Origin of the sequence: Mycolicibacterium rhodesiae, assembly GCF_002086695.1 — a bacterium.
Lineage (GTDB): Bacteria > Actinomycetota > Actinomycetes > Mycobacteriales > Mycobacteriaceae > Mycobacterium > Mycobacterium rhodesiae.
In genome coordinates this window covers 648,513-673,937 of record NZ_MVIH01000002.1, presented here as the reverse complement: position 1 = coordinate 673,937, position 25,425 = coordinate 648,513, and the positions used below count along the sequence as shown (strand labels likewise).

21 protein-coding genes and 1 pseudogene are annotated in these 25,425 nt (G+C 65.5%); 17 read left to right on the top strand and 5 right to left on the bottom strand.

Annotated features, from left to right (window positions below):
• Window positions 1–96 precede the first annotated feature (96 nt).
• Together BST42_RS07070 and BST42_RS07065 are read left to right on the top strand one after the other, a co-directional pair.
• Window positions 97–1,092, top strand: a complete 996-nt coding sequence (locus tag BST42_RS07070; protein ID WP_083117821.1) for an Lrp/AsnC family transcriptional regulator — start codon at window positions 97–99, stop codon at window positions 1,090–1,092.
• Between the two features lie 51 nt (window positions 1,093–1,143).
• Window positions 1,144–2,022: a polysaccharide deacetylase family protein gene (locus tag BST42_RS07065; protein ID WP_083117820.1), complete on the top strand. Its 879-nt coding sequence runs from the start codon at window positions 1,144–1,146 to the stop codon at window positions 2,020–2,022.
• 18 nt (window positions 2,023–2,040) lie between these two features.
• On the opposite strand, the gene BST42_RS07060 is transcribed toward BST42_RS07065, so the two are convergent.
• Entirely contained in the window at window positions 2,041–2,661 is a 621-nt protein-coding gene (locus tag BST42_RS07060; protein ID WP_083117819.1) for a TenA family protein, read from the bottom strand.
• A gap of 23 nt (window positions 2,662–2,684) precedes the next feature.
• A complete protein-coding gene (locus BST42_RS07055; RefSeq protein WP_083117921.1) occupies window positions 2,685–3,257 on the bottom strand; it encodes a TetR family transcriptional regulator in 573 nt (190 codons plus the stop codon).
• A gap of 224 nt (window positions 3,258–3,481) precedes the next feature.
• Between BST42_RS07055 and BST42_RS07050 the strand changes: the two genes are divergently transcribed.
• From BST42_RS07050 to BST42_RS07015, 8 genes are all read left to right on the top strand, one after another.
• Window positions 3,482–4,351 (top strand): amidohydrolase family protein, encoded by an 870-nt coding sequence (locus tag BST42_RS07050; RefSeq protein ID WP_083117818.1) that lies wholly within the window; start codon window positions 3,482–3,484, stop codon window positions 4,349–4,351.
• 4 nt (window positions 4,352–4,355) lie between these two features.
• On the top strand, window positions 4,356–6,572 hold the full coding sequence (locus BST42_RS07045) for an acyl-CoA dehydrogenase family protein (RefSeq protein ID WP_083117817.1): 2,217 nt from the start codon (window positions 4,356–4,358) through the stop codon (window positions 6,570–6,572).
• Between the two features lie 17 nt (window positions 6,573–6,589).
• On the top strand, window positions 6,590–7,783 hold the full coding sequence (locus BST42_RS07040; RefSeq protein WP_083117816.1) for an amidohydrolase family protein: 1,194 nt from the start codon (window positions 6,590–6,592) through the stop codon (window positions 7,781–7,783).
• A 9-nt stretch (window positions 7,784–7,792) separates the two neighbouring features.
• Window positions 7,793–8,077 carry a hypothetical protein gene (locus BST42_RS07035; RefSeq protein WP_133057420.1) on the top strand — a complete coding sequence of 95 codons (285 nt, stop codon included), beginning with the start codon at window positions 7,793–7,795 and terminating at the stop codon, window positions 8,075–8,077.
• 296 nt (window positions 8,078–8,373) lie between these two features.
• Complete coding sequence (locus tag BST42_RS07030; protein WP_083117814.1) at window positions 8,374–9,084, top strand: cutinase family protein; 711 nt, start codon at window positions 8,374–8,376, stop codon at window positions 9,082–9,084.
• 236 nt (window positions 9,085–9,320) lie between these two features.
• The gene (locus tag BST42_RS07025; RefSeq protein WP_083117813.1) at window positions 9,321–9,638 is read left to right on the top strand and encodes an antibiotic biosynthesis monooxygenase family protein; all 318 of its coding nucleotides are present in this window, start codon (window positions 9,321–9,323) and stop codon (window positions 9,636–9,638) included.
• Between the two features lie 29 nt (window positions 9,639–9,667).
• Window positions 9,668–10,453, top strand: coding sequence for an SDR family NAD(P)-dependent oxidoreductase (locus tag BST42_RS07020; RefSeq protein WP_083117812.1), 786 nt, complete (start codon window positions 9,668–9,670; stop codon window positions 10,451–10,453).
• Between the two features lie 92 nt (window positions 10,454–10,545).
• Window positions 10,546–11,199: a nitroreductase gene (locus tag BST42_RS07015; RefSeq protein ID WP_083117811.1), complete on the top strand. Its 654-nt coding sequence runs from the start codon at window positions 10,546–10,548 to the stop codon at window positions 11,197–11,199.
• On the opposite strand, the gene BST42_RS07010 is transcribed toward BST42_RS07015, so the two are convergent.
• Both BST42_RS07010 and BST42_RS07005 read right to left on the bottom strand, forming a co-directional pair.
• Window positions 11,200–11,946: a DUF1906 domain-containing protein gene (locus BST42_RS07010; protein WP_276010499.1), complete on the bottom strand. Its 747-nt coding sequence runs from the start codon at window positions 11,944–11,946 to the stop codon at window positions 11,200–11,202. It lies immediately after the preceding gene.
• 5 nt (window positions 11,947–11,951) lie between these two features.
• Window positions 11,952–12,605, bottom strand: a complete 654-nt coding sequence (locus BST42_RS07005; RefSeq protein WP_435406013.1) for a L,D-transpeptidase family protein — start codon at window positions 12,603–12,605, stop codon at window positions 11,952–11,954.
• Between the two features lie 97 nt (window positions 12,606–12,702).
• Here BST42_RS07005 and BST42_RS07000 point away from each other — a divergent pair, with 97 nt between their 5' ends.
• The 7 genes from BST42_RS07000 to BST42_RS06970 all read left to right on the top strand — a co-directional run bounded on the left by BST42_RS07000 (window position 12,703) and on the right by BST42_RS06970 (window position 24,012).
• Window positions 12,703–13,311 carry a TetR-like C-terminal domain-containing protein gene (locus BST42_RS07000; RefSeq protein WP_083117808.1) on the top strand — a complete coding sequence of 203 codons (609 nt, stop codon included), beginning with the start codon at window positions 12,703–12,705 and terminating at the stop codon, window positions 13,309–13,311.
• Window positions 13,312–13,488: 177 nt separating this feature from the next.
• Complete coding sequence (locus BST42_RS06995) at window positions 13,489–16,338, top strand: MMPL/RND family transporter (RefSeq protein WP_083117920.1); 2,850 nt, start codon at window positions 13,489–13,491, stop codon at window positions 16,336–16,338.
• 139 nt (window positions 16,339–16,477) lie between these two features.
• Entirely contained in the window at window positions 16,478–16,951 is a 474-nt protein-coding gene (locus BST42_RS06990) for a hypothetical protein (protein ID WP_083117807.1), read from the top strand.
• Window positions 16,952–17,099: 148 nt separating this feature from the next.
• Window positions 17,100–18,677, top strand: coding sequence for a threonine/serine exporter family protein (locus tag BST42_RS06985; RefSeq protein WP_083117806.1), 1,578 nt, complete (start codon window positions 17,100–17,102; stop codon window positions 18,675–18,677).
• A 207-nt stretch (window positions 18,678–18,884) separates the two neighbouring features.
• A complete protein-coding gene (locus tag BST42_RS06980) occupies window positions 18,885–20,261 on the top strand; it encodes an MFS transporter (protein ID WP_083117805.1) in 1,377 nt (458 codons plus the stop codon).
• Window positions 20,262–20,309: 48 nt separating this feature from the next.
• Window positions 20,310–21,392: a sulfite oxidase gene (locus BST42_RS06975; protein WP_083117804.1), complete on the top strand. Its 1,083-nt coding sequence runs from the start codon at window positions 20,310–20,312 to the stop codon at window positions 21,390–21,392.
• A 79-nt stretch (window positions 21,393–21,471) separates the two neighbouring features.
• The gene (locus BST42_RS06970; RefSeq protein ID WP_083117803.1) at window positions 21,472–24,012 is read left to right on the top strand and encodes a DEAD/DEAH box helicase; all 2,541 of its coding nucleotides are present in this window, start codon (window positions 21,472–21,474) and stop codon (window positions 24,010–24,012) included.
• Between the two features lie 55 nt (window positions 24,013–24,067).
• Here BST42_RS06970 and BST42_RS06965 read toward each other — a convergent pair.
• A pseudogene (locus BST42_RS06965) lies at window positions 24,068–25,304 on the bottom strand (cytochrome P450).
• Between the last annotated feature and the right edge of the window lie 121 nt (window positions 25,305–25,425).

The following is a 25,425-nucleotide window of genomic DNA, read 5'->3' as shown; positions in this document are numbered from 1 at the left end:
GCCCAGTGTCGGGGCAACCGGTGCGAATCCACCACAACAGAGCACCAATGCCGCAGATATCGGCAGCGGAGTCAGCCTTTACGTACCGTTATCGACATGACGGCCCCGCTGGACGGCAAGATTCTGCACGCGCTTCAACTGTCCCCACGCGTCTGGTTTCGACGAATCGGTGACGTGCTGGGCGTTCCCGAACACACCGTCGCACGCCGGTATCGCGCTATGCGCCGTGACGGTGCGATCCGCGTGATCGGGATGGTGAATCCCCAGGTGTACGGCGAGTGTCAGTGGGTCGTTCGACTGCGAGCCAGGCCCGACACACTGCCGAACGTGGCCGAGGCGCTCACCCAGCGACCGGAAGTCACCCACGTCAACGTGTTGTCCGGATCAACCGAGCTGGTGTGCATCGTTCGAGCACCGCTGGCCGAGGACAGCGACGGGATCCTGCATCGCCTGCCTCGCACGTCGGCGGTTTTGAGCATGACGGTCGATCTGGTGCTGCACGTCTTCGGCGACTCCTCCGGTGCGGTCTGGACCGGCTACGGACACACCCTCACCGCCGCGCAGACCGCGGCCCTGGTGGACGTTCGACCCGAACGGTCCGGTGGTGTGGTCCCGCCGGGCAGCGAGGATCTTCCCCTGCTGGAAGCACTGTCACAAGATGGTCGGATCGCCCACGCACAGCTGGCCGAGTTGACCGGCTGGTCGCCGGCCCGAGTCAAACGACGCATCGCGGCGATGGAATCAGCGGGCACCCTGACCTATGACGTCGACGTGCTCACCGAACGGTTGGGCTTCGGTGTCCATGCCCTGATTTGGATGGCAGTGACACCCCTCGACCTGACAGGTGTCGCCGAACAGCTTCTCGCACATGCCGAGATCGCCTCGGTGATCGCCGTGAGCGGACCCCATAACCTGCTGGCGGTCGTGATTGCGCGCGATGTCGATCACCTGCACCGCTACATCACCGACCAGCTGGGGAAAGTCCGCCATGTGCAGGGGTACGACGTCGCCGTACGAACGCAGCGGCTCAAGCAAGCGGGCTCGCTGATCTCGCACGGCCGGCTGCTGAGCATGCGTCCGGCTCGGAGATAGGCCATCATCTACGAGCATGACCTGGGAGCACCGTCGGCGGGTCCGCCGGATATGAGCGTGACACCGGCCGAGCCAGTCGCGTGGCCAGCGGGCAAGCGGGCCGCCGCGTGCTTCACGTTCGACATCGACGCCGAGTCCGTCGTCTTGAACATCGATGCGGCGCATGCCGATCGAATGTCGGTGATGTCCCACCAGGCCTATGGGCCGCTCGTCGGTGTGCCCCGTCTGCTCGCGCTGCTGGCGCGACACGATGTCCGCTCGACGTTCTTCGTCCCGGGCTACACCGCGGTCCGCTATCCAGATGTGGTGCGCGCCATCGTCGACGGCGGCCACGAGGTCGCACACCACGGCTATCTTCACGAGGTCCTCACCGGCATGACGCCCGAGCAAGAGGGAGTCATCCTGGACCGCGGCACCGATGTGCTGGCCGCGCTGACCGGTGAGGCTCCGGTTGGCTTTCGGGCTCCCATGTGGGAATTGAACTGGCACTCACCAGAATTGTTGGCCGAGCGGGGCTTCCTGTACGACACCAGCCTGATGGACGCCGACTATCCCTACGAGCTGCGGGTGGGCGCCACCGGCAGCAGCCTCGTCGAGATTCCGGTGCAATGGGCGCTCGACGATTGGGAGCAGTACTGCTACCTACCGGAGATCTCGGGCAGCGGGCTGATCGAGAGCCCGCGCAAGGCCGCCGAGATCTGGCGGCTGGAGTTCGAGGGCCTGCGCGCAGTCGGAGGCTGCTTCGTGCTGACCAACCATCCTTTCCTGTCGGGACGGCCATCACGGGCGGCGGCGTTGGAGGAATTGGTCGAGCACGTGGTGTCGTGCTCGGATGTCTGGGTGGCGCCTCTGCGCGACGTCGCCCAGCACGTGCGTCGACTGGGCCTCTCCCCGCGCTCGGTCGAACGGCCTGATCCCGCCGACTTCTGACGGCGGTCGCGCGACCGGTCAGGTGTCGGTGTTGTTGGCCGCTTCGAAGAACGCCAGTTCCAGCCGCATCGCGCGGCGGTACGCGTTGCGCACCTCGGCAGTGTCCGGTGACTGTTCGTCGAGCAGGTTCTCCAACTGGCGGGCGATTGCGTCGAATTCCGGTGCGCCGTATGCCTGTACCCACTGCGCGTACGGTCCGGCCGAGTCGGCGTCCAGCGATTGACCGAGCCACGCGTACAGTCGCATACACGGCGTCATCGCCGCATAGGTGACCTCTGGCGGTCGCGACGCCGCGGTCGCGAGAAGGAACTCGGTGTACGAGCTGGTGGCCGCAAGCGGTTCGACGCATGCCATGTCGATCTCCCAGGAGCTGGCGTAGGACGCGTGCAGTCCCAATTCCTCGCGAACCCCGGCGATCAGATCGGCCAGAACAAGCAGCGTCGAGGTGTCCGGACTATGAACCAACGCCAATGCATATGCGCGGGCGAAGGATTCGAGGAAGAACGCGTCCTGGGCGATGTATGCGGCGAAGCGTCGGCGCGGCAACGAGCCATCGGCGATACCGCGGACAAACGGGTGCGCCAGGATATCGGCGGCCAGATCGGCATTGCGCGACCACAACTGAGCAGACAACGTCATATCGCTCGAGCCTAGCCGCAGAACTACGCGCGCTGCGCCTCGGCGAGCAACACGCGGGCCACCCACTCCACGTGATTCAGCGATTCGTCCAATGTCAGTCGTCCAGCGCGCAAGCCGGCCAGCGCGGCGCTCAGCGCGGCGTTGAGGCCGAAACTCACCTGGGGGATCAACTCGGGCGCGACCCCGGCCAGCAGACGGTTGTACAGCTCGACGTTGGTGCGCTCCATCTGATCGATCGACGAACGCACCTCGGGATCGGTCGACGTCATCATCTGCAGCATCAAGGCGGTCATGGCGGGGTTACGGTTGAACGCACGCTGGGCGCGGCGCAGGTAGTCCAGAACCGCGGGAAGCGGGTCGCCGTCGGCGGGGCCGCCGCCGGACAGCATGCGGCGGGTCAACCGCTTCTGCCAGTCTGCCAATGCGGCGGCGAGCAGATTCTCTTTGGAGCTGAAGTATCGATACAGGGTGGCCAGAGCGACCCCGGCGCGCTGAGCCACATCTCGCATCTGGACCGCGTCGGCCCCGACCGCACCGATCAGATCGATCACCTCTTCGATGATCTTCGCGCGACGGGCGAGCTGACCGCTGGTCATATCCGACAACGGGATGATCCGGCCTGCCGGCGACATCAAATCGGGAGCTGGCGTGTTGACGATGTCACCTCCGATTCGGCCCAGAACGGTCTTCTGCGATAGTACGACAAACTAGTCGAGAACGGGGATGTAACGCCAGCTAGCGGGTTGACACAAGGTAGAACCGTGTTTCACTATGATGGTCGCGGCGGCACTCCGCCGATCTTTTGGGATGGGAGGACGCCATGGCCGGACCGGTCGGTCTGCCGGTGATCGACACGATGATCGGATTCCCGCACGAGGGGACCGCTCAGTACGACTTCATCCGGAAGCAGACCAAAGATCGCGAGTCCAAAGAGGACTTCGACTTTCCGGTCGAGTACATGTTCAAAGACGTGCCCAAGGGACTGCCTACCGACGACCCGGTGTCGCTGCTGCTGCAACAGATGGACCGATTCGGTATCGAGAAGTCGATGATCGGTGTGAGCGAGGGCTCCGCGGCAGAGCTGGCGCTCAAGATGTTTCCGGATCGGTTCATCGCCTCGGGCAATGTCAACGACCCGAACGACGTCATGGGCACCGTCAACAACATCCGCCGGGAGTACGAGACGTACGGCATCCGCGCCGTGTCGTGCTTCCCGTCGGGCACCTTCCCTCAAGTGCCGATCGACGACCCGAAGATGTACCCGGTCTACGCGACCTGCGTCGAACTCGGCCTCCCCATCTTCTGCTGCGCCGGTGTCCCCGGGCCACGCATTCCGATGGCGCCGCAGGAGGTTTCGCGGATCGACATCGTGATGTTCGACTTCCCCGACCTGGTCTTCGTCACCCGTCACGGGTGCGAGCCCTGGCAGGACCTCGCGGTCAAGCTGATGCTCAAGTGGCCAAACCTGTACTACTCGACATCGGCGTTCGCGCCCAAGTACTACCCCAGGGAAATCATCGACTACGCGAACACCCGCGGCGCCGACAAGATCATCTACGCCGGCTACTTCCCGATGGGCCTGTCGCTGGAACGCATCTTCAGTGATCTGCCCAAGGTGCCGTTCAAAGACGAGGTCTGGCCGAAGTTCCTGTACGGCAATGCCGCTCGAATTCTAGGACTGGAGAACTAACGCAGTGTTGGCGATCACGATCGAGCAGGAGCAGCTGACCGAGGCCGTGACCCAGTTCGCGGCCCGGCATGCCCCGATCGACAAGACACGGGCCTCACTCGACTCGATCGCGGCCGGCGAATTGCCCACCTGGTGGGAGGAATTCACCGCACACGGCTTCCACGCGGTGCACCTCCCCGAGGAGGCCGGCGGCCAGGGTGGCACGCTCACCGACACTGCGTGCGTCATCGAGGCCGCGTCCGCGGCCCTGCTGCCCGGCCCGCTGCTGAGCACGGTGTCGGCCGGTGCGGTGGCCTGCCTGGCCGACGAGTCGGCGGCGACGCTGCTGTCCGATCTCGCCGGTGGGGTGACGGCTGCGGTGGTGCTGCCCGAAGACTCCGGTGTGCGGGCGATCCCCGACGGCGGCGGCTGGCGATTGACCGGATCGATCGACAGCACGCTGGGACTGATTGCCGCGCAGCGCATCCTGCTGGCGGTACACGCCGAGGACGGGAACGAGTTGTGGTTCGGCCTGTCGGCGGGACCGGACATCGCCGTCGAGCAGCAGCGTGGCACCGACCTGAGCACCGACGTCGGCGTGCTGGTGCTCGACAGCTATCCGGTGACCGTGGATCAGCGGATATCGGGCATCGAGACCGAACGCGCTCGTTGCGTCGTCGCGGCGCTGACCGCGTGCGCTTCGGCAGGCACGGTACGCAAGGGCGTCGAGACCGCGGTGAACTACATCCGCACCCGCGAACAGTTCGGCAAGCCCGTCGGGTCGTTCCAGGCCCTCCAACACAAAGCCGCCGTGCTGCTGGTGAACGCGGAGCTGGCCTCGGCGTCGGCATGGGATGCGGTGCGCGCGATCGACGAGAGCATCGAGCAGCACCGGCTGGCCGCCGCCTCGGCCGCGTTGATGGCGGTGTGCGCCGGCCCCGACCTGATGCTGGACGCGCTGTTGATGTTCGGCGCGATCGGCTACACCTGGGAACACGACACCCATCTGTATTGGCGGCGCGCCACCAGCCTGGCCGCATCGCTGGGACCGTCGCCACGGTGGGCGCGGGAGGCAGGTGAACTGTCCCGCACGCTGAAGCGCTCTACCGCAATCACTCTCGGCGACGATGTCGAGTCGGAGTTCCGCGCCGGCCTCGTGAAGACGCTCGACCAGGCCATGGAACTGCGGAACGAGACGCCTACCGACGATCGTCGCGCACCCGGGCTGGCCTACGGATCGCAACGGAACCTGCTGGCCGACGCCGGTTTGGTCGCCCCGCACCTGCCCGCCCCCTGGGGCGTTGGGGCCACACCGGTACAGCAGGTGATCATCACCGAGGAATTCGACAAGCGCCCCGATCTCGTGCGCCCCTCGCTCAACATCGCAGAGTGGATCCTGCCGACGATCCTCGACAGCGGAACCGACTCACAGCGCGAACGATTCGCGTGGCCGATGCTGCGCGGCACCGAGCGCTGGTGCCAGCTGTTCAGTGAACCGGGCGCCGGCTCTGACCTCGCGTCGCTGACCACGCGCGCTGCGAAAGTCGATGGCGGCTGGCTGGTCAACGGGCACAAGATCTGGACCTCGTCGGCGCACGTCGCCCAGTTCGGCGCGATGCTGGCCCGCACCGACCCGGACGCATCGAAACACGGCGGGATCAGCTACTTCCTGGTCGACATGTCCTCCCCCGGCATCGAGATCAGCCCGATCAAGCAAGCCAGCGGACACTTCGACTTCAACGAGGTCTTCCTGACGGACGTCTTCATCCCCGACGACATGCTGGTCGGCGAACCCGGCCAAGGCTGGGACCTGGCCGTGGCCACCATGGCCGTCGAACGCACGGCGATCGGCAACTACGTCAACCTCGATCGGTCCGAAGCCCTGCGGCGGGTGGCCGACGCCGACGGGCCCGATCACGACACCGTCCTGCAGGCGCTGGGCGGAATCGAAGCGCACACCACCGCCATCAAGGCGATGGTCCTGCGCGAGACGTTGCGACTGGTGCAAGGGCAGGGACCCGGACCGACGTCGAGCATCGCCAAGTACGCGATGGTGCTACTGCTGCGCCGCGCCTCCACAGCCACCTTGAGTCTCACCGGACGCCTTGCCATGCTTGAGGATTCGGACCCCCCGGTGATCAGCCCCTACTTCGACATGCCGTCCGAGCTCATCGGCGGCGGCACGGCAGAGATTCAGCTGACCATCATCGCCTCGATGATTCTTGGCTTGCCGCGGAAATAGTTGGAAAGGACCGAGCCATGACCACTGCGCTGCCGTTCACGTTCTTCGACTGTGACAACCACTATTACGAGGCCGAGGACGCGTTCACCCGCTACATCGACCCGAAACTCAAGAAGCGCGCCATCCAGTGGGCACAGCTCGACGGCCGGCAGCGACTGCTGGTCGGTGGCAGGGTCAATCGGTTCATCCCCAACCCGACGTTCGATCCGGTGGGCAAGCCCGGTGCCCTCGACGAATACTTCCGCGGCCGCAATCCTCATGGTTCGGACCTGAACTCGCTGTTCGGCGAGCTGGAACCGATCCGGCCCGAATACCGCAACCGTGACGCGCGGCTGGCGGCCATGGATGCCCAGGGCATGCAGGGCTGCATCATGCTGCCTACCCTCGGAGTCGGGATGGAGCAGGCGCTGCTCCCCGACTTCGACGCGACGGTCGCTACATTCAAGGCTTTCAACCGCTGGCTCGACGATGACTGGGGATTCGCCTACCAGGAGCGGATTTTCACCGCGCCCTACATCACCATGTGCCGCCCGGCCGAAGCAGTGCGCGAGCTCGAGTGGGCGCTCGGCCGCGACGCGCGTTTCATCGTCATGATCCCCGGCCCGATCACCACCGAGGTCGGCATGCGTCCGCCCGGCGATCCGATGTTCGACGAATTCTGGCAGCTGGCCAATGATTCCGGGATCACGGTGTGCTACCACTCCGGGGAGACCTACTACTCGAAGTTCATGCCGGCGTGGGGCGAGTCGGACTACATGATGTCGTTCAACGCGCTGCTGGGCTTCCGGAGCCTGTTCAGCGGCGATGCTATCCAGGACACGTTCGCCAACCATCTGCACAACGGGTTGTTCCTGCGATTCCCGAATCTGCGGATGGCCTGTATCGAAAGCGGATCGACGTGGGTGTTCCATCTCTTCGAGAAGCTGACCAAGTCGTGGGGCCAGATTCCGTTCATCTACAAAGAGGATCCGCGCGAGACATTCAGACGCCACGTCTGGGTGTCACCTTTCTACGAGGACGAACTGGCCAGCCTGCTCAAACTAATGGGTGCCGAGCACATCCTCATGGGGTCGGACTATCCACACGTCGAAGGCCTGGCCGAGCCGGCGTCCTACATCAAAGACCTGCAGAACTTCGATTACACGCCCGAACAGTGCCGGAAAGTCATGCGGGACAATGGTATCGAGTTGTCAGTTCGCCGCCCGGTGTAGTTGCTGTCCGTGAAGGTCGCCAAGACCGGCCTGGTCGCCATGCTGTTGGAGGCAGGCGAGGAGAACGCCGCCGTCCTGCTGGCCCGCTCGACGCTGCCCGATGAGCTCGACACCGACACCGATCTCGACATCCTGCTCAGCTTCGGGCTGGAGCGTGATCTCCTCGACGAGATGGCGCGGCTGACGATCGGCGCGATCGAACCCGACGACGTGAACACCCGCCGCCGACGAGACCTGCTGGACAAGACCATCTCGCGACGATGGGCGGCTCTCGTCGACCGCTGGGTCACTTAGCTTTCGGCGGTTACACCTGGTGGGCGATCCAGTTGCCCAGCGGAATCATCGCCGCCGTCGTGGCACGTAACGCCCTCGCCGAGAGTGGGGATTGTCGTCGCGATTTCGGATCAGCGTCACCGGCAACCCGCACGCTCGACGGATGCGGGGCCGCTGGCGCCCCGATACCTGCTAGCCGGTACACCGATTGGCGGACAGCGGGCGGCGCGACGTGGGTGCCACCGTCGATGTGTCTGCACCCCCGTGCACGGAACTCTTGGGGCAACAACGCACGACATCTCCCGGGAGGAATCACCATGAAGCTCAGCACTTTGACCGCAGTCAGTTTGTCGGCAGCGGCATTGATGGGTCCCGCCCCGATCGCCGCTGCCCAATCGTCGTGCCCCGACGTGCAGGTCGTGTTCGCGCGTGGCACCTTCGAAGCGCCGGGCGTGGGCGCGACGGGTCAGGCTTTCGTCGATGCGCTGACCACCCGGCTGAACGGCAAGGACAGCATCGACGTCTACGGAGTGAATTACCCAGCGTCACTTGACTTCGCCCAAGCAGCCGACGGCGTCGCCGATGCGAGCACCAAGATCGAGTCCATCTCGGCGACGTGCCCGGACACCAGGATCGTCCTCGGTGGCTACTCCCAGGGTGCGGCGGTCGCCGGCTACACCACCACAGAAACGGTTCCGGCGGGCTTCGTGTTACCCAGTGGCATCAGCGGACCGATGCCGCCGGCGACCGCCGGCCACGTCGCCGCGGTGGTGCTGTTCGGGACACCGGCGAACTGGGTGGTCGATCTGGCCGACCACAACGCGCCTCCGATCAGCATCGGGCAGCTGTACCAGCCCAAGACTTTGGAGCTCTGTGCGGCTGGAGACCCGGTGTGCTCCCCGGGAGGGCTGGACCGGTCGGCACACAGTGCCTACAAGAGCAACGGCATGGCAGACCAGGCGGCGGACTTCGTGGTGAACGCGTTGTCGACCACCGCATCCGCTCATTCACCGCAGCAGACGATGTGATCCAACAGAATTGACCACACCCATCGACCACGCCCACGTCGACCGGTAGTCTCGAAGCGTCGAAAAGGACCAGGAGCGGCACCGGTAAGCCCGCTCCCTTCCGCAAGGAAGCTCCGTACCGCCCGTATCGGACCCGCGACAAGCAACTGGCGCTGCTGCGCCGGTGGCTTGGCGCCGGCACCGACAGGGCCGTGGTCAGTCTCCGGTGCACAGCGCCCCTACACAAGGAGGCCGTCATGCCATTGATCCGAACCGGCGCCGGAATCGTCACCCAGATCAATACGTTCACGGTGCCCGAAGGCAGTCAACAACCGCTCATCGAATTGCTCGAAGAGGCAGCGCGATTCGCCAGTACGACCCCTGGTTGGCGCTCGGCCAGCCTGCATCGCAGCCACGACGGCACCCGGGTGGTCAATTACGCCCAGAGCGACAGCCTCGAGGCGGCGCTGCGGGTGATCGAACGGTTACGCGCAGCAGGATTTTTGGAGCGCAACGCCGAATTCGGCGAGGCCCACCCCGGGCTATACGACGTGGTCTTCACATTAGAGCGCTGAATCCACACCGGTGAGGCACAGTATCCCTCGTGGACAACAACCTCACCGACAAGATCGCCGTCGTCACCGGTGCCAGTAAGGGAATCGGTTTGGCTATCAGCCAGACCATGGCGGCCGCAGGCGCGCACGTCATTGCCGGGGCCCGGCACAACAGCGCCGAGTTGGAGGAGCTGGAGGCCGGCGGCTCTGCGACGTTCGTCGCCGCGGACCTCGCCACTCCCGAGGGGGCGAGGGCGGTGGTCGACGCGGCCGCCCAACGCGGCGGCCTCGACATCCTGGTGAACAACGCCGGCGCTGTCACCCCGCGATTCGACGGCCTGTTGTCGGTCACCGACGACGACTGGTTGGCGGGTTTGTCGGTGAACTTCCTGTCCGCCGTGCGGACCACCCGGGAAGCGATCCCGCACCTGCTGCGCCGCGGCGGCGGTTCGATCGTGATGATCGGCTCGGTCAACGCGACACTGCCGGAGTGGAACATCGTCGATTACGGCGCCGCGAAGGCGGCCCTGGCCAGCTTCGCGAAAGCGGTCTCGAAGGAGTTCGGGCACAACGGTATTCGAGTGAACACCGTCAGCCCGGGACCGGTGGCCACGCCGCTGTGGCTGGCCGAGCAGGGTATCGCCGCGCAATTCGCTGCAGCGAGCGGAGCCACCCCGGATCAGGTCGTCGACTCCGTGGTCGCCGGCTCGGCCACCGGGCGGTTCACCACCGCGCAGGAGGTGGCCGACCTCGTCATGTTCCTTGCGGGTGAACACTCCGCGAATATCACCGGCTCCGACATCCGCATCGACGGCGGCTACGTCCCCACCCTGTAGGGACCCGGGAGGACCTCGATGACGTCAATGGGATGCAAAAGTCGATCGGCGACGTTTTCCGCTGCAGAACGGACTGACGAAAGCAGGAAGCGATGCACGACCTCGAGAACGCGATCCGCGAGCGGCGGTCCATCCGCTTATTTCTCCGCGACAAGCCGGTGCCCAAGGAATTGATCACCGAATCACTCGAGCTAGCGATCCGCGCGCCGTCCAACTCCAACATCCAGCCGTGGCACGTGGTCTTCGCCTCGGGGCCGGCCCGTGACCGCCTGGCCGAAGCGCTGCTGGAGCAGGCTGATATCGAGGCTCCGAACGTACCCGAGTTGCCGGAGTCGTTCGCCCACCTCCGCCGCGAGCTGGGCGCACTGGTGTACGGCGCGATGGGAGTGGCCCGCGACGACGCCGAAGCCAGACGCGTTGCGGTGCTGCGTAACTGGGAGTTCTTCCGCGCTCCCCTGGCCGGCATCGTGTGCATGCACCGCGATCTGGGGGACGTCGACGCGGTCGGGGTCGGGATGTTCCTGCAGACCTTTCTGCTCGCCCTCACCGCCCGTGGGCTCGGCAGTTGCGTCCAGGTGTCCGTGGCCGGCTATCCCGAGGTGCTGCGCGAACAATTGGGCATCGCCGAGGAGATGCGCATCCTGTGCGGCGTTTCGATCGGCTATCCCGATCCGGAATTCGCGTGTAATCAGCTGACTGTGCCGCGTAACCCGCTGGACGCCAACGTCACCTTCATCGACAGCTGATCAGCGGGCCAGGTCCCATTGGCCGAAGTCGGGCGCCAGGACGTCGTCGACATCGACATGCACACCGTCGATGAGCGCACCCGGATCCGACGTGGTTACGACCTCCCGCTGGAAGAGCACTGCGGCAGGCTCGCGCACACCGCCCGACCATGCCTTGGTCTGCCAGGCCCAGCGATAGCCGGGCGTGGTGGAATGGCCGACGACACCGTCGCCGATCGCCCATCCGACTTGCCGCACCCCGCCGTATATTCCGGTGCGCTCGACGCCGATCACCGAGTTGATACCGCGAAACCATTGGATCGCAGTGCTTTTCCACGTGTCAGAGCTGATGTCCTCGTCGACGCTGAAGAAGATGGGCGCTGAATTCGGGCCGCCGGCGGCGCCGTGAATCCGCAATGCGGTCTGCGCGTCGGCAACGCCGCCGTCGAAGCCGCGGGTGAAGTCCGACGGCGTGGACCAGCCGGGCTTGCCGAACTGGTAACAGCTGACGACGTGCAGTCCGGCTGCGATGAGTCCATCGGTGTAGTCGCGGGTGACCGGCTTGAAATCGAAGGTGGCGCCGGGACGCAGCTCGGACACGTACACCAGCGCCCCGGCGTAGCCGGCGGCTTTGATCTGCTCCGGGCTCACCAGTCGGTCGGCGAAATCGATGAGCTGCAACCCGTCCGCGCCTGCCCTGGGCGCCCCCAGCGCGGCGGCGCCGGCCAGCGCCGTGAGCGCATACCGAAAGACATCCCGCCGATTCAGCGCGGTCACGACCGAGCCGTGATGAGCGACGGGTCACCCACCCCGATGGTGATCTGCGGGTTGGCCGCGGGATCAAGCCAATTCAGGATCGACCGCATCTCGTCGCGGCCGATCGCGACGCATCCCCAGGTGGGATCGCCGTCGGACACGTGCAGGAAGATCCCGGCCAACTTGCCGGGGATGCGGTTCGGGTTGGACGTGATGTTCACGGCGTAGTCGTAGACCGGGCCGGAGTCGTAGAGGTTCTCCGCGATCGCCGAAGGCTGACCGCCACTGCGGACATGGGTGTTGTACCCCGGCGACTTGGGGTCCTCGTCCCACCAGTCCTGGTCGGTGGCCTGGAAGTACGGCATCTTGGTGCCGGGGTTGGGCTGGCGTCCGAAGGCCTGGTCGAAGCCGAAGGTGCCTTCCGGAGTGCGGTAGACACCGTCGGCCGGGGCGCCGACACCGAGTTCGCCGACCTTGGCCGGCGTGGGGCCCAGCACCACCTTCCAGTCCTGTCCCACCCGCTGGAACGCGGTCAACGCTCCGGTGGTGGCGTTGGCGGCGGGCACGCCGACGACGATCCACTGTGAGGAGTCCGGCGCTGCGCTCGCCGCCGGTGCCAACAGCAAGCTCAACAGCATTGCCAGGCCGATCCGCACCACGACGCTCGCCACGGCGTTCATGGTAACCGCAGGGTGCGGACTATCGGCGGCAGCGAAATGGCCTTCCGCCGGGATTGGGCAGTACTGGACCGTACTGCCTGTGCGCTCTATGGTGGGCGCTGTGACCAGGATTGTCGACTACGAGGCGGATTCGTCGCCGTGGTCGGCGCGCGAGGCCGAACTGCTCGCGGCCACCCTGCAGCTGTTACAACAGCACGGGTACGAGCGGTTGACCGTCGATGCGGTCGCCGCGACCGCCAAGGCGAGCAAGGCCACGGTTTACCGGCGCTGGCCGTCGAAGGGCGAACTGGTGCTGGCCGCCTTCATCGAAGGTGTCCGGTGCGCGGCGGTCCGCCCCGACACCGGGTCGCTGCGGGAAGACTTGCTGCGCCTCGGCGAAGCCATCACCGAGCACGCCGCCAAGCATTCGGCCACTATCCGCGCGGTGATGGTGGAGGTTTCCCGCGATCCGGCCCTGCGCGAGGCGATGCAGCATCAGTTCCTGGATCAGCGAAAGGCTTTGATCGAGTCGGTGCTGCAGCATGCTGTCGACCGCGGCGAGATCAAGGCGGAGGCGATCACCGAAGAACTCTGGGACCTGATGCCCGGGTATCTGATCTTCCGGTCGATCGTGCCCAACCGCCCTCCGGATCGCCAGACGGTGCGGGTGATCGTCGACAACGTCCTGATCCCCAGCCTCACGCGTCCTATCAGCTGAAACCAAGTGTTGCCTGAGGTGATCCAGTACCGTACCGTACCGCCTAGAGCGATCAGCCCCTGCTGACCGGGAAAAGATCTCTCCCCGCCAAGTAATCGTGTTCGCCGGTTATCGAAAGGCTAACGGGTGCAGAGGGTTTCGACGGAGGCTCCAGACCAGCAGGCGGCCGACCGCTCGCTGACCCACCGGTTTGCGCGGCTGACGCGCGTGCTGTGCATCCCGATCCTGCTCTTCTGGCTGGTGGTCGCCGCGCTCAGTAACGCGCTGGTACCCCAGTTGGAAGTCGTCGGCCAGGCGCAGAACGTGGCGTTGAGTTCACCCGATTCACCCTCGCTGCAGGCGTTCAAGCGGATCGGCAAAGTGTTCGGTGAATTCGATTCCGACAGCGTTGCGATGATCGTGCTCGAGGGAGACCAACCGCTCGGGGCCGACGCGCACCGCTACTACGACGAGTTGCTCAAGCGGGTGGCTGCCGACCGTAAACACGTCCAGCACATTCAAGATTTCTGGGGCGATCCCCTGACCGCCGCCGGAGCGCAGAGTCCCGATGGCAAAGCCGCCTACGTGCAGGTCTACCTCTTCGGAAACCAGGGCGAAGCCCTATCACTCGAATCCGTCGACGCTGTTCGCGACATCGTCGATCACACTCCCGCGCCACCCGGGGTCAAGGCTTATGTCACCGGCGCGGCACCACAGGTCGCCGACCAGTTCGAGACCGGCGACAAGGGCACCGTGAAAGTCACCCTGCTGACCATCGGGGTGATCGCGATCATGCTGCTGCTGGTCTACCGCTCGGTGGTCACGATGGTGCTGATGCTCATCACCGTGCTCATCGAGATGTCCGCAGCACGCGGTGTTGTGTCGTTTCTGGCCAATACCGGACTGATCGGGCTGTCCACCTACGCGACCAATCTCTTGACGCTGCTCGTCATCGCAGCCGGCACCGACTACGCGATCTTCCTCGTTGGCCGATATCACGAAGAACGGTCCGCCGGCGTGGACCGGGAGACGGCGTTCTTCGACACCTACCGGGGCACGTCCCACGTGATTCTCGGCTCGGGTCTGACGATCGTCGGGGCTGTCTACTGCTTGGACTTCACCCGCAACCCCTACTTTCGGACCTTGGGTATCCCGTCGGCGATCGGCGTCTTCGTCACGCTGATCGCGGCGCTGACGCTGGCCCCGGCGATCCTGGTGATCGGCAGTCACTTCGGCCTGCTGGATCCCAAGCGGCGAGCCAAGACTCGCGGGTGGCGGCGTATCGGCACCGCGATCGTGCGCTGGCCCGGGCCGATCCTCGTCGTCTCGCTGGGGATCGCGCTGATCGGCCTGCTGGCACTGCCCGGATACAAGACCAGTTACGACGTCGGGGCCTACATGCCCGCCGACGCCCCGTCCAACGTCGGCTACACCGCCGCGGAACGACACTTCTCCAAGGCGCGACTCAATCCGGAACTGGTGATGATCGAAGCCGATCATGATCTGCGCAACCCCACCGACATGATCCTGCTGGAGCGCGTCGCCAAGGCCGTCTTCCACACCCCGGGCATCGCCCTGGTCCAATCCATCACGCGCCCGCTGGGCACACCGCTGGACCACAGCTCGGTGCCGTTTCAGATCAGTGCTCAAAGCAGCGCCCAGATCAACAACCTGCCCTACCAACAGGCCCGCGCGGCGGACCTGCTCAAGCAGGTCGGCGAGATCGACAAGACGATCAACATTCTGCGCGAGCAGTACTCCCTGCAGCAGCAGAGCTCTGAAGCCACCCATGAACAGGTCGAGGCGTTCCATAAGACCGTCGAGGTGGCGCAGGACCTGCGCAACAAGATCGCCAACTTCGACGACTTCTTCCGGCCGCTGCGCAACTACTTCTATTGGGAGCCGCACTGTTTCGACATTCCGATCTGTGCGGCGCTGCGATCGGTGTTCGACGCACTCGACGGCATCGATGCTCTGACCGACCAGTTGGCCAATGTCACAGCCAGTTTGGACAAACTGGATGCGCTCCAACCGAAGCTGCTGGCCCTCATCCCACAACAGATCGACAGTCAGCAGGCCAACCGCGATCTGTCGATGACGAACTACGCCACCCAGTCCGGCATCTACGACCAAACGGCGGCCGCACTGCAGAACGCAACGGCCCTCGGTGCGGCGTTCGACGCGTCGAAGACTGACGATTCCTTCTATCTACCCCCAGAAGTGTTCAGCAACAGCGAATTTCAGCGCGGCCTCAAGCAGTTCCTGTCCCCGGACGGCAAGGCAGCGAGGATGATCGTCACCCACGACGTGGATCCCGCCACGCCCGAAGGACTTGCGCACATCGACGCGATCAGGCACTCCGTTCAGGAGGCCGTCAAGGGAACGCCGCTGGCCGGGTCGAGTATCTACATCGGTGGTACGGCGGCAACGTATAAAGACATCGCCGATATGGCCAAGTACGACTTGATGATCGCCGGCATCTCGGCGCTGAGTCTCATCCTGCTGATCATGATGTTCGTCACCCGCAGCATCGTGGCCGCGTTGGTGATCGTCGGCACGGTGGCGCTGTCGCTGGGCGCCTCGTTCGGTCTTTCGGTGCTGGTATGGCAGGACCTTCTGGGCAAACCGCTGTACTGGGTGGTGCTCGCGTTGGCGGTGATCCTGCTACTCGCGGTGGGTTCGGACTACAACCTGTTGCTGATATCGCGGTTCAAAGAGGAGATCGGGGCGGGCCTGAACACCGGCATCATCCGCGCCATGGCCAGCACCGGCGGTGTCGTCACCGCCGCGGGCCTGGTGTTCGCCTTCACCATGGGCTCGTTCGTATTCAGCGATCTCCTCGTGCTCGGCCAGATCGGCACCACCATCGGACTCGGGTTGTTGTTCGACACCCTGATCGTGCGGTCGTTCATGACGCCGTCGATCGCGGCACTTCTCGGCCGGTGGTTCTGGTGGCCGCTCCGGGTGCGACCGCGACCCGCCAGCACCATGTTGCGCCCCTATGGATCCCGGCCCGCGGTGCGCCAACTGCTGCTGTGGGACGACTGACGGCACTGTCAGCTAAAACACAATGTTTCCACATTGAGATCTAGGTTTGTCCCATTTGCAACAGGGGTAACTTTAGTAACAGCGCTGTGGTATTGGCGCCGTCCTGAACAGCTAAGAAAGAGTCGAATGGATCATCGTGATGAACACAATCTTGTACTTCAGCGCCAACGGCCCCGTTTATGAGACCCGCGCCTACTCGAAGGCCGATATCGATCGCTTGTTCAAGGGGCGTCAGCTCCACTGCCTGACCAGTCCCGACCGGCAGTTCGACTTCTGGTTCAGCCCCTCGTCACCGGGTTGCCAGAGCCGGATCAATGAGCAGGCAACTGAAGTTCTGCTGGCCACAACCAATTTCACCGCTAAGACGGTCCCCCTCCTGCCAGGCTGTGTCGTCGTCGCCACTCACGACGCAGACGGTGACCTCGACGGGCTCAGCTGGCACCAGCTCGAACTCCTGGTCCGCAAAAACCGTTCGCTGACCACTCGCGAACTACGCGTTCTCGACAAGCGGATTCAGCGGCACAATCGCCGCCAGGCCAGGCCCGTCCGCCCCGCAGCCGTCACTGCGATGCCCGTGCCGAGTGCGCCGCGGCGCATGCCGGTCCCACACTGAGCACCTGTCCCGGCACTGCTGCCTGAGCTTGGCCATCGAGCCCGGCAAAGGCTAGACACGGACCGAATCCGTTGCTGGATATACGGTTTCGCATCGCCGAAGGGCAGCCACTCACATCGTTGAGCAGTTCCTCGGTATCGTCGGACAGATGGCGTCCGATCGGTCGGCCCGGGCGGCACGTCGCCGAGGGCTGAATATCAGCCTACGGGGCCGGCGCGACCCCGCCCCGGGGGCGGGCCAGCGCACTCGCGACTCGGCAGGGTTGGGAGACCGCCACACCCGACGGGTCCTCGACCTCACCATCCGGCTGGCCGAGGTGATGTTGTCGTCGGGATCCGGAACTGCCGATGTGGTGGCCACTGCTCAGGACGTGGCGCAGGCCTACCAACTCAATGACTGCGTCGTCGATGTGTTCGTCACCACGATATTCGTGTCGGCCCTGCCAACTGCCGACAGTCCGCCGGTAACCATCGTCCGGTCGGTGCAGGCGCGCTCAACCGACTACACCCGGCTGGCCGAGCTCGACGGCCTGGTCCGTCGCATCACCTCAGGCGGCGTCTCCGTGGACGACGCCCACGAGGCGATGGACGAACTGACGGCGCAGCCCCATCCCTATCCGCGCTGGGTGGCGACCGCGGGATGGGCCGGATTTGCCATCGGCATCGCGATGCTGATGGGAGGCACCTGGCTGACCTGCCTACTGGCCGCAGTGTCAGCGGCGCTGATCGACCGGGTGGCGCGGTTGCTGAACCGCGCCGGCACCCCATTTTTCTTCCAGCAGGCCGCCGGTGCGGCGATCGCCACCATCATCGCGGTGCTGGCATATCTGTTCGCGGGACAAGGTCCTACCGCGTTGGTCGCCACCGGGATCGTCGTATTGCTGTCGGGGATGACTCTGGTGGGCTCGGTACAGGATGCCTTGACCGGTTACATGCTGACCGCCGTCGCCCGGCTCGGTGACGTCCTGTTCCTCACCGCCGGCATCGTCGTAGGCATCCTCGCCGGGCTGCAGATGGCCGCACTTGCGGGCGTTCAGATCGAGCTTCGCGTCGATGCCACCGAATCGTTCATCATCCCGAACCGGCCATTTCCGATCGTGCTCGCGGTCTCCGGCGCCGCGTTGGCCGGCGCGTGCCTGGCCCTTGCCAGTTACGCCCGCCCACGTGCGATGGTCACCGCCGGGGCGGTGGCCGGTCTCGCCGAATTGGCGTTGATCGGTCTCGGCAACGCCGACTTCGGCCAAGTGGTCGCCACCGGCATCGCGGCGGCCGGGGTGGGCCTGCTGGCCACCTTTCTCTCCATTCGGCACCAGGCGCCCTCCCTGGTGACGGCAACAGCGGGCATCACGCCAATGTTGCCCGGCCTGGCCGTCTTTCGGGCGGTGTTCTTCCTGGCCGTCGACGGTGACTACGTCGGCGGGGCCGCCCAGGCCCTGGCAGCGGCCGCCACCGCGCTGGCCATCGGGGCGGGCGTGGTCATGGGAGAGTTGCTCGGATCCCCCTTGCGCTATCGCGCAGGCCGGGTAGGCGACTTCTTCCGAGTCGAGGGGCCACCGGGCCTGCGTCGTGCGGTCGGACGCGTCGTTCGACTGCGGCCGGTTGCCGAACGTCCCGCCAAGCGCGCACCCCACCAACGATCGTGGAGTGTGGCGCTGGAGCCCACCCCGGCCGACGATACCGGCCCGCCTGAGCAGCGTCAGTCCGGTGACCGACCGGACACGCCGTAGCGCAGTCTGCCGACGAGCGGTCGCACAACGCGGCAACTATTGCCCGCCCCCACCCGCCGAGCAATAGTTGCCGCCGAGCAACAGTAGACGGTCGTCAACAACTACTCGAGAGTTTCTTTCCTACTCTGGGTTTCGACCACCAGGCAACTGGGAACGCGCTGTGGGCGGCCCCGCCGCACCGATCAGCTATCCGAAGGAGGGCTCCCTGTGGACGCCGGAGAACATCGACCACCGGTCGTCGACAAGGAACCCTCGCCTGGCGTTTTGAAGAAAGCCATCGCCGCCTCGGCCATCGGCAACGCGACGGAATGGTTCGACTACGGTATCTACGCCTATGGCGTCACCTACATCTCGGCGGCGATTTTCCCCGGAGACACCGAACAGGCAACGCTGCTGGCGCTCATGACATTCGCGGTGTCGTTCCTGGTCAGGCCGCTCGGCGGATTCGTATGGGGACCGCTCGGCGACCGTCTGGGTCGAAAAGCTGTGCTGGCCATCACCATTCTGCTCATGGCCAGCGCGACGTTCTTGGTCGGCCTGGTCCCGACGTACGCCACGATCGGCATCTGGGCCCCGCTTCTGCTGGTCCTGCTGCGGATGATCCAAGGGTTCTCCACGGGCGGTGAGTACGGCGGTGCGGCCACGTTCATGGCCGAATACGCGCCGAGCCGTCGTCGCGGCGTGTTGGGCAGCTTCCTCGAGTTCGGCACCCTGGCCGGGTTCTCCTTCGGCGCTCTACTGATGCTGGGCTGCTCGCTGGTGCTTGGCGACGACCAGATGCAGGCGTGGGGATGGCGGCTTCCGTTTCTCGTCGCAGCGCCACTCGGCTTGATCGGGGTCTACCTGCGGTCTCGGCTGGAAGACACACCGGTGTTCCGGGAACTCGAAGCCCACGGCGATACCGAAGACCAGACGACGACCCAATTCCGCGACCTCATCACCGGGTACTGGCGGCCGATCCTGCAGCTGGGCGGCATGGTCGTCGCACTGAACGTCGTCAACTACACGCTGCTGACCTACATGCCGACCTATCTGGAGAACGAGATCGGTCTGTCTGCCGACCAGTCGCTGTTGGTGCCGATCATCGGGATGTTGTCAATGATGGTCTTCGTCCCGTTCGCCGGTCTGCTCTCGGATCGGGTGGGCCGCAAGCCGCTGTGGTGGTTCTCGTTGATCGGGCTGTTCGTGGCAGGCTTGCCGATGTTCCTGCTGATGGGCACCGGCTTGGCTGGAGCCGTCATCGGGTTCGCCGTGCTCGGATTGCTGTATGTGCCGCAGCTGGCCACGATTTCGGCGACCTTTCCCGCCATGTTTCCGACGCAGGTACGCTATGCCGGTTTCGCCATTGCCTACAACGTCTCGACATCCCTGTTCGGCGGCACCGCGCCGGCGGTCAACGACTGGCTCACCACCCGCACCGGCGATGCCCTGATCCCTGCGTACTACATGATGGGCGCCTGCGTGATCGGCGCGCTCGCCCTGATCAAGGTGCCCGAGACCACCCGCTGTCCGCTCAACGGCACCGCCATGCCGGGTACCGACGACGCACCTCCCCCCGTCGCCTACGAGAAGGCGACCGCCTGAGCCGGGCGTTCATGGTGAGCCCGGTCGCGCACGCGGGATAATGGGTCGATGCCAAACGTTGATCGACACGGGCTCGTCAAGCCAACGCCGCCGGATCTGATGGAAGACACCGGCTCGGGGCTGGACTACGGCACCCGCCCCGATCGGATGTTCGGCGACATCGTCGGCACCGATCGATTTTTCGTGCGCAGCCACGCCGACACACCAGTCATCGATGCCGCCGACTGGAAGTTGCAGATCACTGGTGACGGTGTGCGGCAAGCCGTTTCGCTCGGTTACAACGATCTGCGCACAAATTTCCCGCTGACGTCCATCGTGCGCACCATTGAGTGCGCGGGCAACCGGCGGGTGCAGTTCGGGCTCGAGGTCGGCCAAACCTTCGAAGGCACCCAGTGGGGGCGTACCGCAATCGGCACCGCCGAATGGACCGGCGTCCGGTTGCGCGACCTGCTGGAGTCGGCCGGTATCACGGCCGATGCCAGCGAAGTCGTGCCCGAATCGCTCGATGCGATCCGGGCCAGGCGCCCATTACCGTTGGCCAAAGCCCTCGCCGACGACACCATCGTCGCGTGGGCGATGAACGGCGAAGAGTTGCCACCTGACCACGGCTTCCCGGCGCGATTGGTCGTATCGGGGTGGCTCGGCGCCGCCAGCATCAAGTGGCTCGGCCGTATCGACGTCGCCACGCAGCATGTCGAAGTGCCTTGGAACACCATCGATTACGTGATGATCGGGCCGGGCTACCCCGCCGCAGGCGACCAGGCTCGGGGCCCCGCCATCACCGAACCTGCGCTGTCCAGCCTGGTCGAACTGCCTTGGCCGGCACGCCTGTGCCCTGGCCCGCAGATCATCCGCGGCCGGGCGTTCGCCGGTGAGGCTCGGGTCACCTCCGTCGACTATCGGATCGACGATCATGCCTGGCAGAGCGCCACCATCACCTCCAGTGGCGAACCTGGCGTGTGGGCCCGGTGGCAACTCCGCTGGGACGCCCAACCGGGCGAGCACGTCCTACGCGTGCGCGCCGCCGACGACCGGGGGCGCGTTCAGCCAGATTCCACCCCCTGGAACGAGTTGGGCTACATGCACGAATCGGTTCTCGCCCATCCGATCTCAGTTGGCGACAATCCCTGACCACGTTCCACCACGGAACGAAGCCCGGCCTGCATCCGACCAGGTCGGCGCAGCCTGACTAGGCTGTGCCAGTATCCCGATGACTGCTTCCACTCCCCTCCTCGACGACCCCGCCGATCTGTCCGCAGTTCGCGCGCTGGGCTCCGACCCGGACCGGCTGTTCACCACCTTCGCCGGCTGGGCCGAAGCCAACGGCACCCCGCTGTACCCGGCGCAGGAGGAAGCGCTGATCGAATTGGTCAGCGGCGCCAACGTCGTTCTGGCGACACCGACGGGCTCCGGGAAGTCCCTGGTGGCCACCGGGGCGCTGTACGCGGCCGTGGCCGCAGAGCGGCGAAGCTACTACACGGCACCGATCAAAGCTCTGGTCAGCGAGAAGTTCTTCGCGCTGTGCGCGACGTTCGGTGCCGCAAACGTGGGCATGCTCACCGGCGACGCCGCGGTCAACGCGAGCGCCCCGATCATCGCCTGCACCGCGGAAATCCTGGCCAACATCGCGCTTCGCGAAGGAGCGGACGCCGACATCGGCGTGGTCGTGATGGACGAGTTCCATTTCTACGGCGACCCCGACCGCGGCTGGGCCTGGCAGGTACCGCTTCTGGAGTTGCCGCATGCCCAGTTCCTGTTGATGTCGGCCACGCTCGGCGACGTCAGCTTTCTGCGCAAGGACCTCACCCGTCGCACCGGTAGGCCGACCGCCCTCGTCGCCGGCGCCCAGCGTCCCGTACCGCTGTTCTACTCGTATGCGACCACGCCCATGCACGAAACGATCACCGAACTGCTGCAGACCAAACAGGCGCCGATCTACATCGTGCACTTCACCCAGGCGTCCGCGTTGGAACGCGCCCAGGCGCTGATGAGTGTCAACGTCAGCACCAAGGAGGAGAAGGCAGCGATCGCCGAGCACATCGGCAGCTTTCGATTCTCGACCGCGTTCGGCTCGACGCTGTCACGACTGGTTCGACACGGCATCGGCGTCCACCATGCCGGGATGCTGCCCAAGTACCGGCGGCTGGTGGAACAGCTTGCGCAAGCAGGCCTGCTCAAAGTCATCTGCGGCACCGACACTTTGGGGGTCGGCATCAACGTGCCGATCCGGACGGTCGTCTTCTCGGCTCTGTCGAAGTACGACGGGACCCGGACCCGGCTGCTCAATGCCCGCGAGTTCCATCAGATCGCCGGTCGCGCCGGCCGGGCCGGTTACGACACGGCCGGCACCGTCGTCGTGCAGGCGCCCGACCACGAAGTCGAGAACCTCAAACAGTTCGCCAAGGTCGCCGACGATCCGAAGAAACGGCGAAAACTCGTGCGCCGCAAAGTACCCGAAGGCACGGTGCCGTGGAGCGAGGCCACCATGACGCGGCTGGTCGAAGCCACCCCGGAGCCCCTGACCAGCAACATGCGCGTGTCCACGGCGATGATCCTCGACGTGGTGGACCGTCCCGGTGACCCGTTCGTCGCAATGCGGCGACTACTCACCGACAATCACGAGCCCCGCAAGCGCCAGTTACAGCACATCCGGGAAGCCGTCGGCATCGCCCGCTCGTTGCTGCAGGCCGGGGTCCTCGAACGGCTCGACGAACCACAGGCCGACGGCCGCCGCTACCGGCTGACCGTCGACCTGCCGCCCGACTTCGCCCTCAATCAGCCGTTGTCGACGTTCGCGCTGGCCGCGGTCGGCGTCCTCGATCCGGATTCGGAAACCTTTGCGCTGGATGTTGTTTCGGTGGTCGAAGCAACGTTGGAAGATCCCCGCCAGATTCTGGCTGCGCAGTTGAACAAGGCCAGGGGCGAGGCCGTGGCGGCGATGAAAGCCGACGGCATCGAGTACGACGAGCGGATCGAACTGCTCGACGACGTCAGCTATCCCAAACCGCTCGAGGAGCTCCTCGGACACACCTTCGAGGTGTACCTGCACACCAACCCCTGGGCCGCGGACGCCCGGCTGTCGCCGAAATCCGTTGTCCGCGAGATGTGGGAGCGGGCGTTCACCTTCCGCGAGTTCGTCAGTGTCTACGGACTGACCCGGTCCGAGGGCGCAGTACTGCGTTATCTGTCCGACGCGTTCAAGGCGCTGCGCTCCTCGGTGCCGACCGCGGCGCGAACCGAGGAATTCACCGACATCGTCGAGTGGCTTGGCGAACTGGTGCGCCAGGTCGACTCCAGCCTGCTGGACGAATGGGAGGAGCTCACCAGTCCCGACCAACCGCACGACGTCCCGGTCGCGGTGCCGATGCGTCCGCGGCCGGTGACCGGCAATGTGCGGGCCTTCACCGCGATGGTCCGTAACGCCCTGTTCCGGCGGGTGGAGCTGTTCGCCCGGCGCCGCTGGGATGAGCTGGGCGGACTGGACGCCGGTTCGGGATGGTCCGCGCAGCGCTGGCACGAGGTCGGGGACGACTACTTCGACGAGCACAGCGACGTGGGCACCGGCGCCGACGCCCGCGGACCGGCACTTCTGATCATCGACCGAGGACTCGACGTGTGGCGGGTGCGGCAGATCCTCGACGACCCGGCCGGCGACCACGACTGGGGCATCGAGGTCGAGGTGGACGTGGAAGCCTCGGACGAGGCGGGTGCCCCCGTATTGCGGGTGGTCGACGTCGGCCGGTTGGACTGAGCGCCCGCTCGGCACCCCTGATCTGCCCGTTCGCGCCGCCCAGCGCCTGGACAATTCAGTGCCCGGCGGTGAATTCGATGGGCAATTCGGCGGGTCCGGTGATGCCAGACAGCACATTCCACCGAGCCGGTGCACTGTGCGCGGGATCAGGCATGCGGCGGGTGACCACGCGCAGTGCCTCGGTCAACTCCAGCCGCGCCAGATGTGCGCCCAGGCAGTAGTGAACCCCACCGCCGAACGTCAGCATCGCCGGTGAGCCCTCGCGGATGATGTCCAGTCGATGCGGGTCGGCATAAACCTCTGGGTCCGCGATTGGCGGCGGCGGTGTTGGCAACGACGAGAGTCCCGGCAGGGATGACGATGCCGCCCAGATCGACGTCCTCGGCGGCCCTCCGGATGGTGGCCAGAACGATTGGGTAGTAACGCATTACCTCGTGCACCGCACTCGGCGCTAGGTCCGGGCGCTCAGCAAGCAATGCCCACTGATCCGGCTGAGCGCAGAGCGCGTGAAGTGCCGCGGCCAACTGGTTGCGGGTGGTGTCCGTGCCTGCGACCAAGAGCGCGGCGGCCAGCATCAGCAGCTCGCCGTGGGTGAGGCGGTCGCCATCGTCCTCTGCCCGGATGAGATCTGAGATCAGGTCGTCGGTCAGCCGGTGCTTGCGCTGGGCCACCATGTCTTCGAGATAGGCGTCGAGGTCCCGCCAGGCCGCCAAGATGGTCGGTCCGTCTGTGGCGAGATTCCAGTCGAACAGCTTTTTGATGTCATCCGTCCAGTCCGAGAACAAAGCCCAGTCCTCTCGGGGCGCACCGAGCAGCGCACAGATGATCGGCGTCGGATACCCCCGGGCGATATCGCTGACGGCATCGCAACGTCCGACGTGAGTGAGTGGCTCGACGATTTCGGTGATGGTGGCGGTGATCAGGGCGCGCAGCCGTTCGGCTCCCCGCGGTGCGAGCGCTTTGGACACGAGGCGGCGCAATCGATGATGTTCGACGCCGTCGATGCTGAGGATGTTCTGGGTCGCGCGGTCCCATAGCGGCCCGTCAGTGATTCCCTGTGCATCCAGCCCGAGGCCAGTGGCGGTGACAAACCGCGGATCGCGCAGCACGGTGTGGACGAACTCGTAGCTCAAGATCTCGGGCCCATGCGGCCCCAGCGCAATCGGTGCCTGCGATCGGGCGACAGCGATCGCATGGTGTGCCTGGTCGGGATCATCGAGGTGGTCGTAGGCCAGCGACGGCAGGTTCGCGTCGAAGACGCTCACACCGGAACGGGCGAGTTTGGTAGTCATGGCGGTGGTCTCCTGGAGTCGGTACTGGTCCGACTATCGGCTCGCGGTCAGTTCGGAGCATCGGCCAGTACGCGCAGAAATCGCCGTGTGGGGGTCGTAGATCCGCGTACGGTTGCCCGGG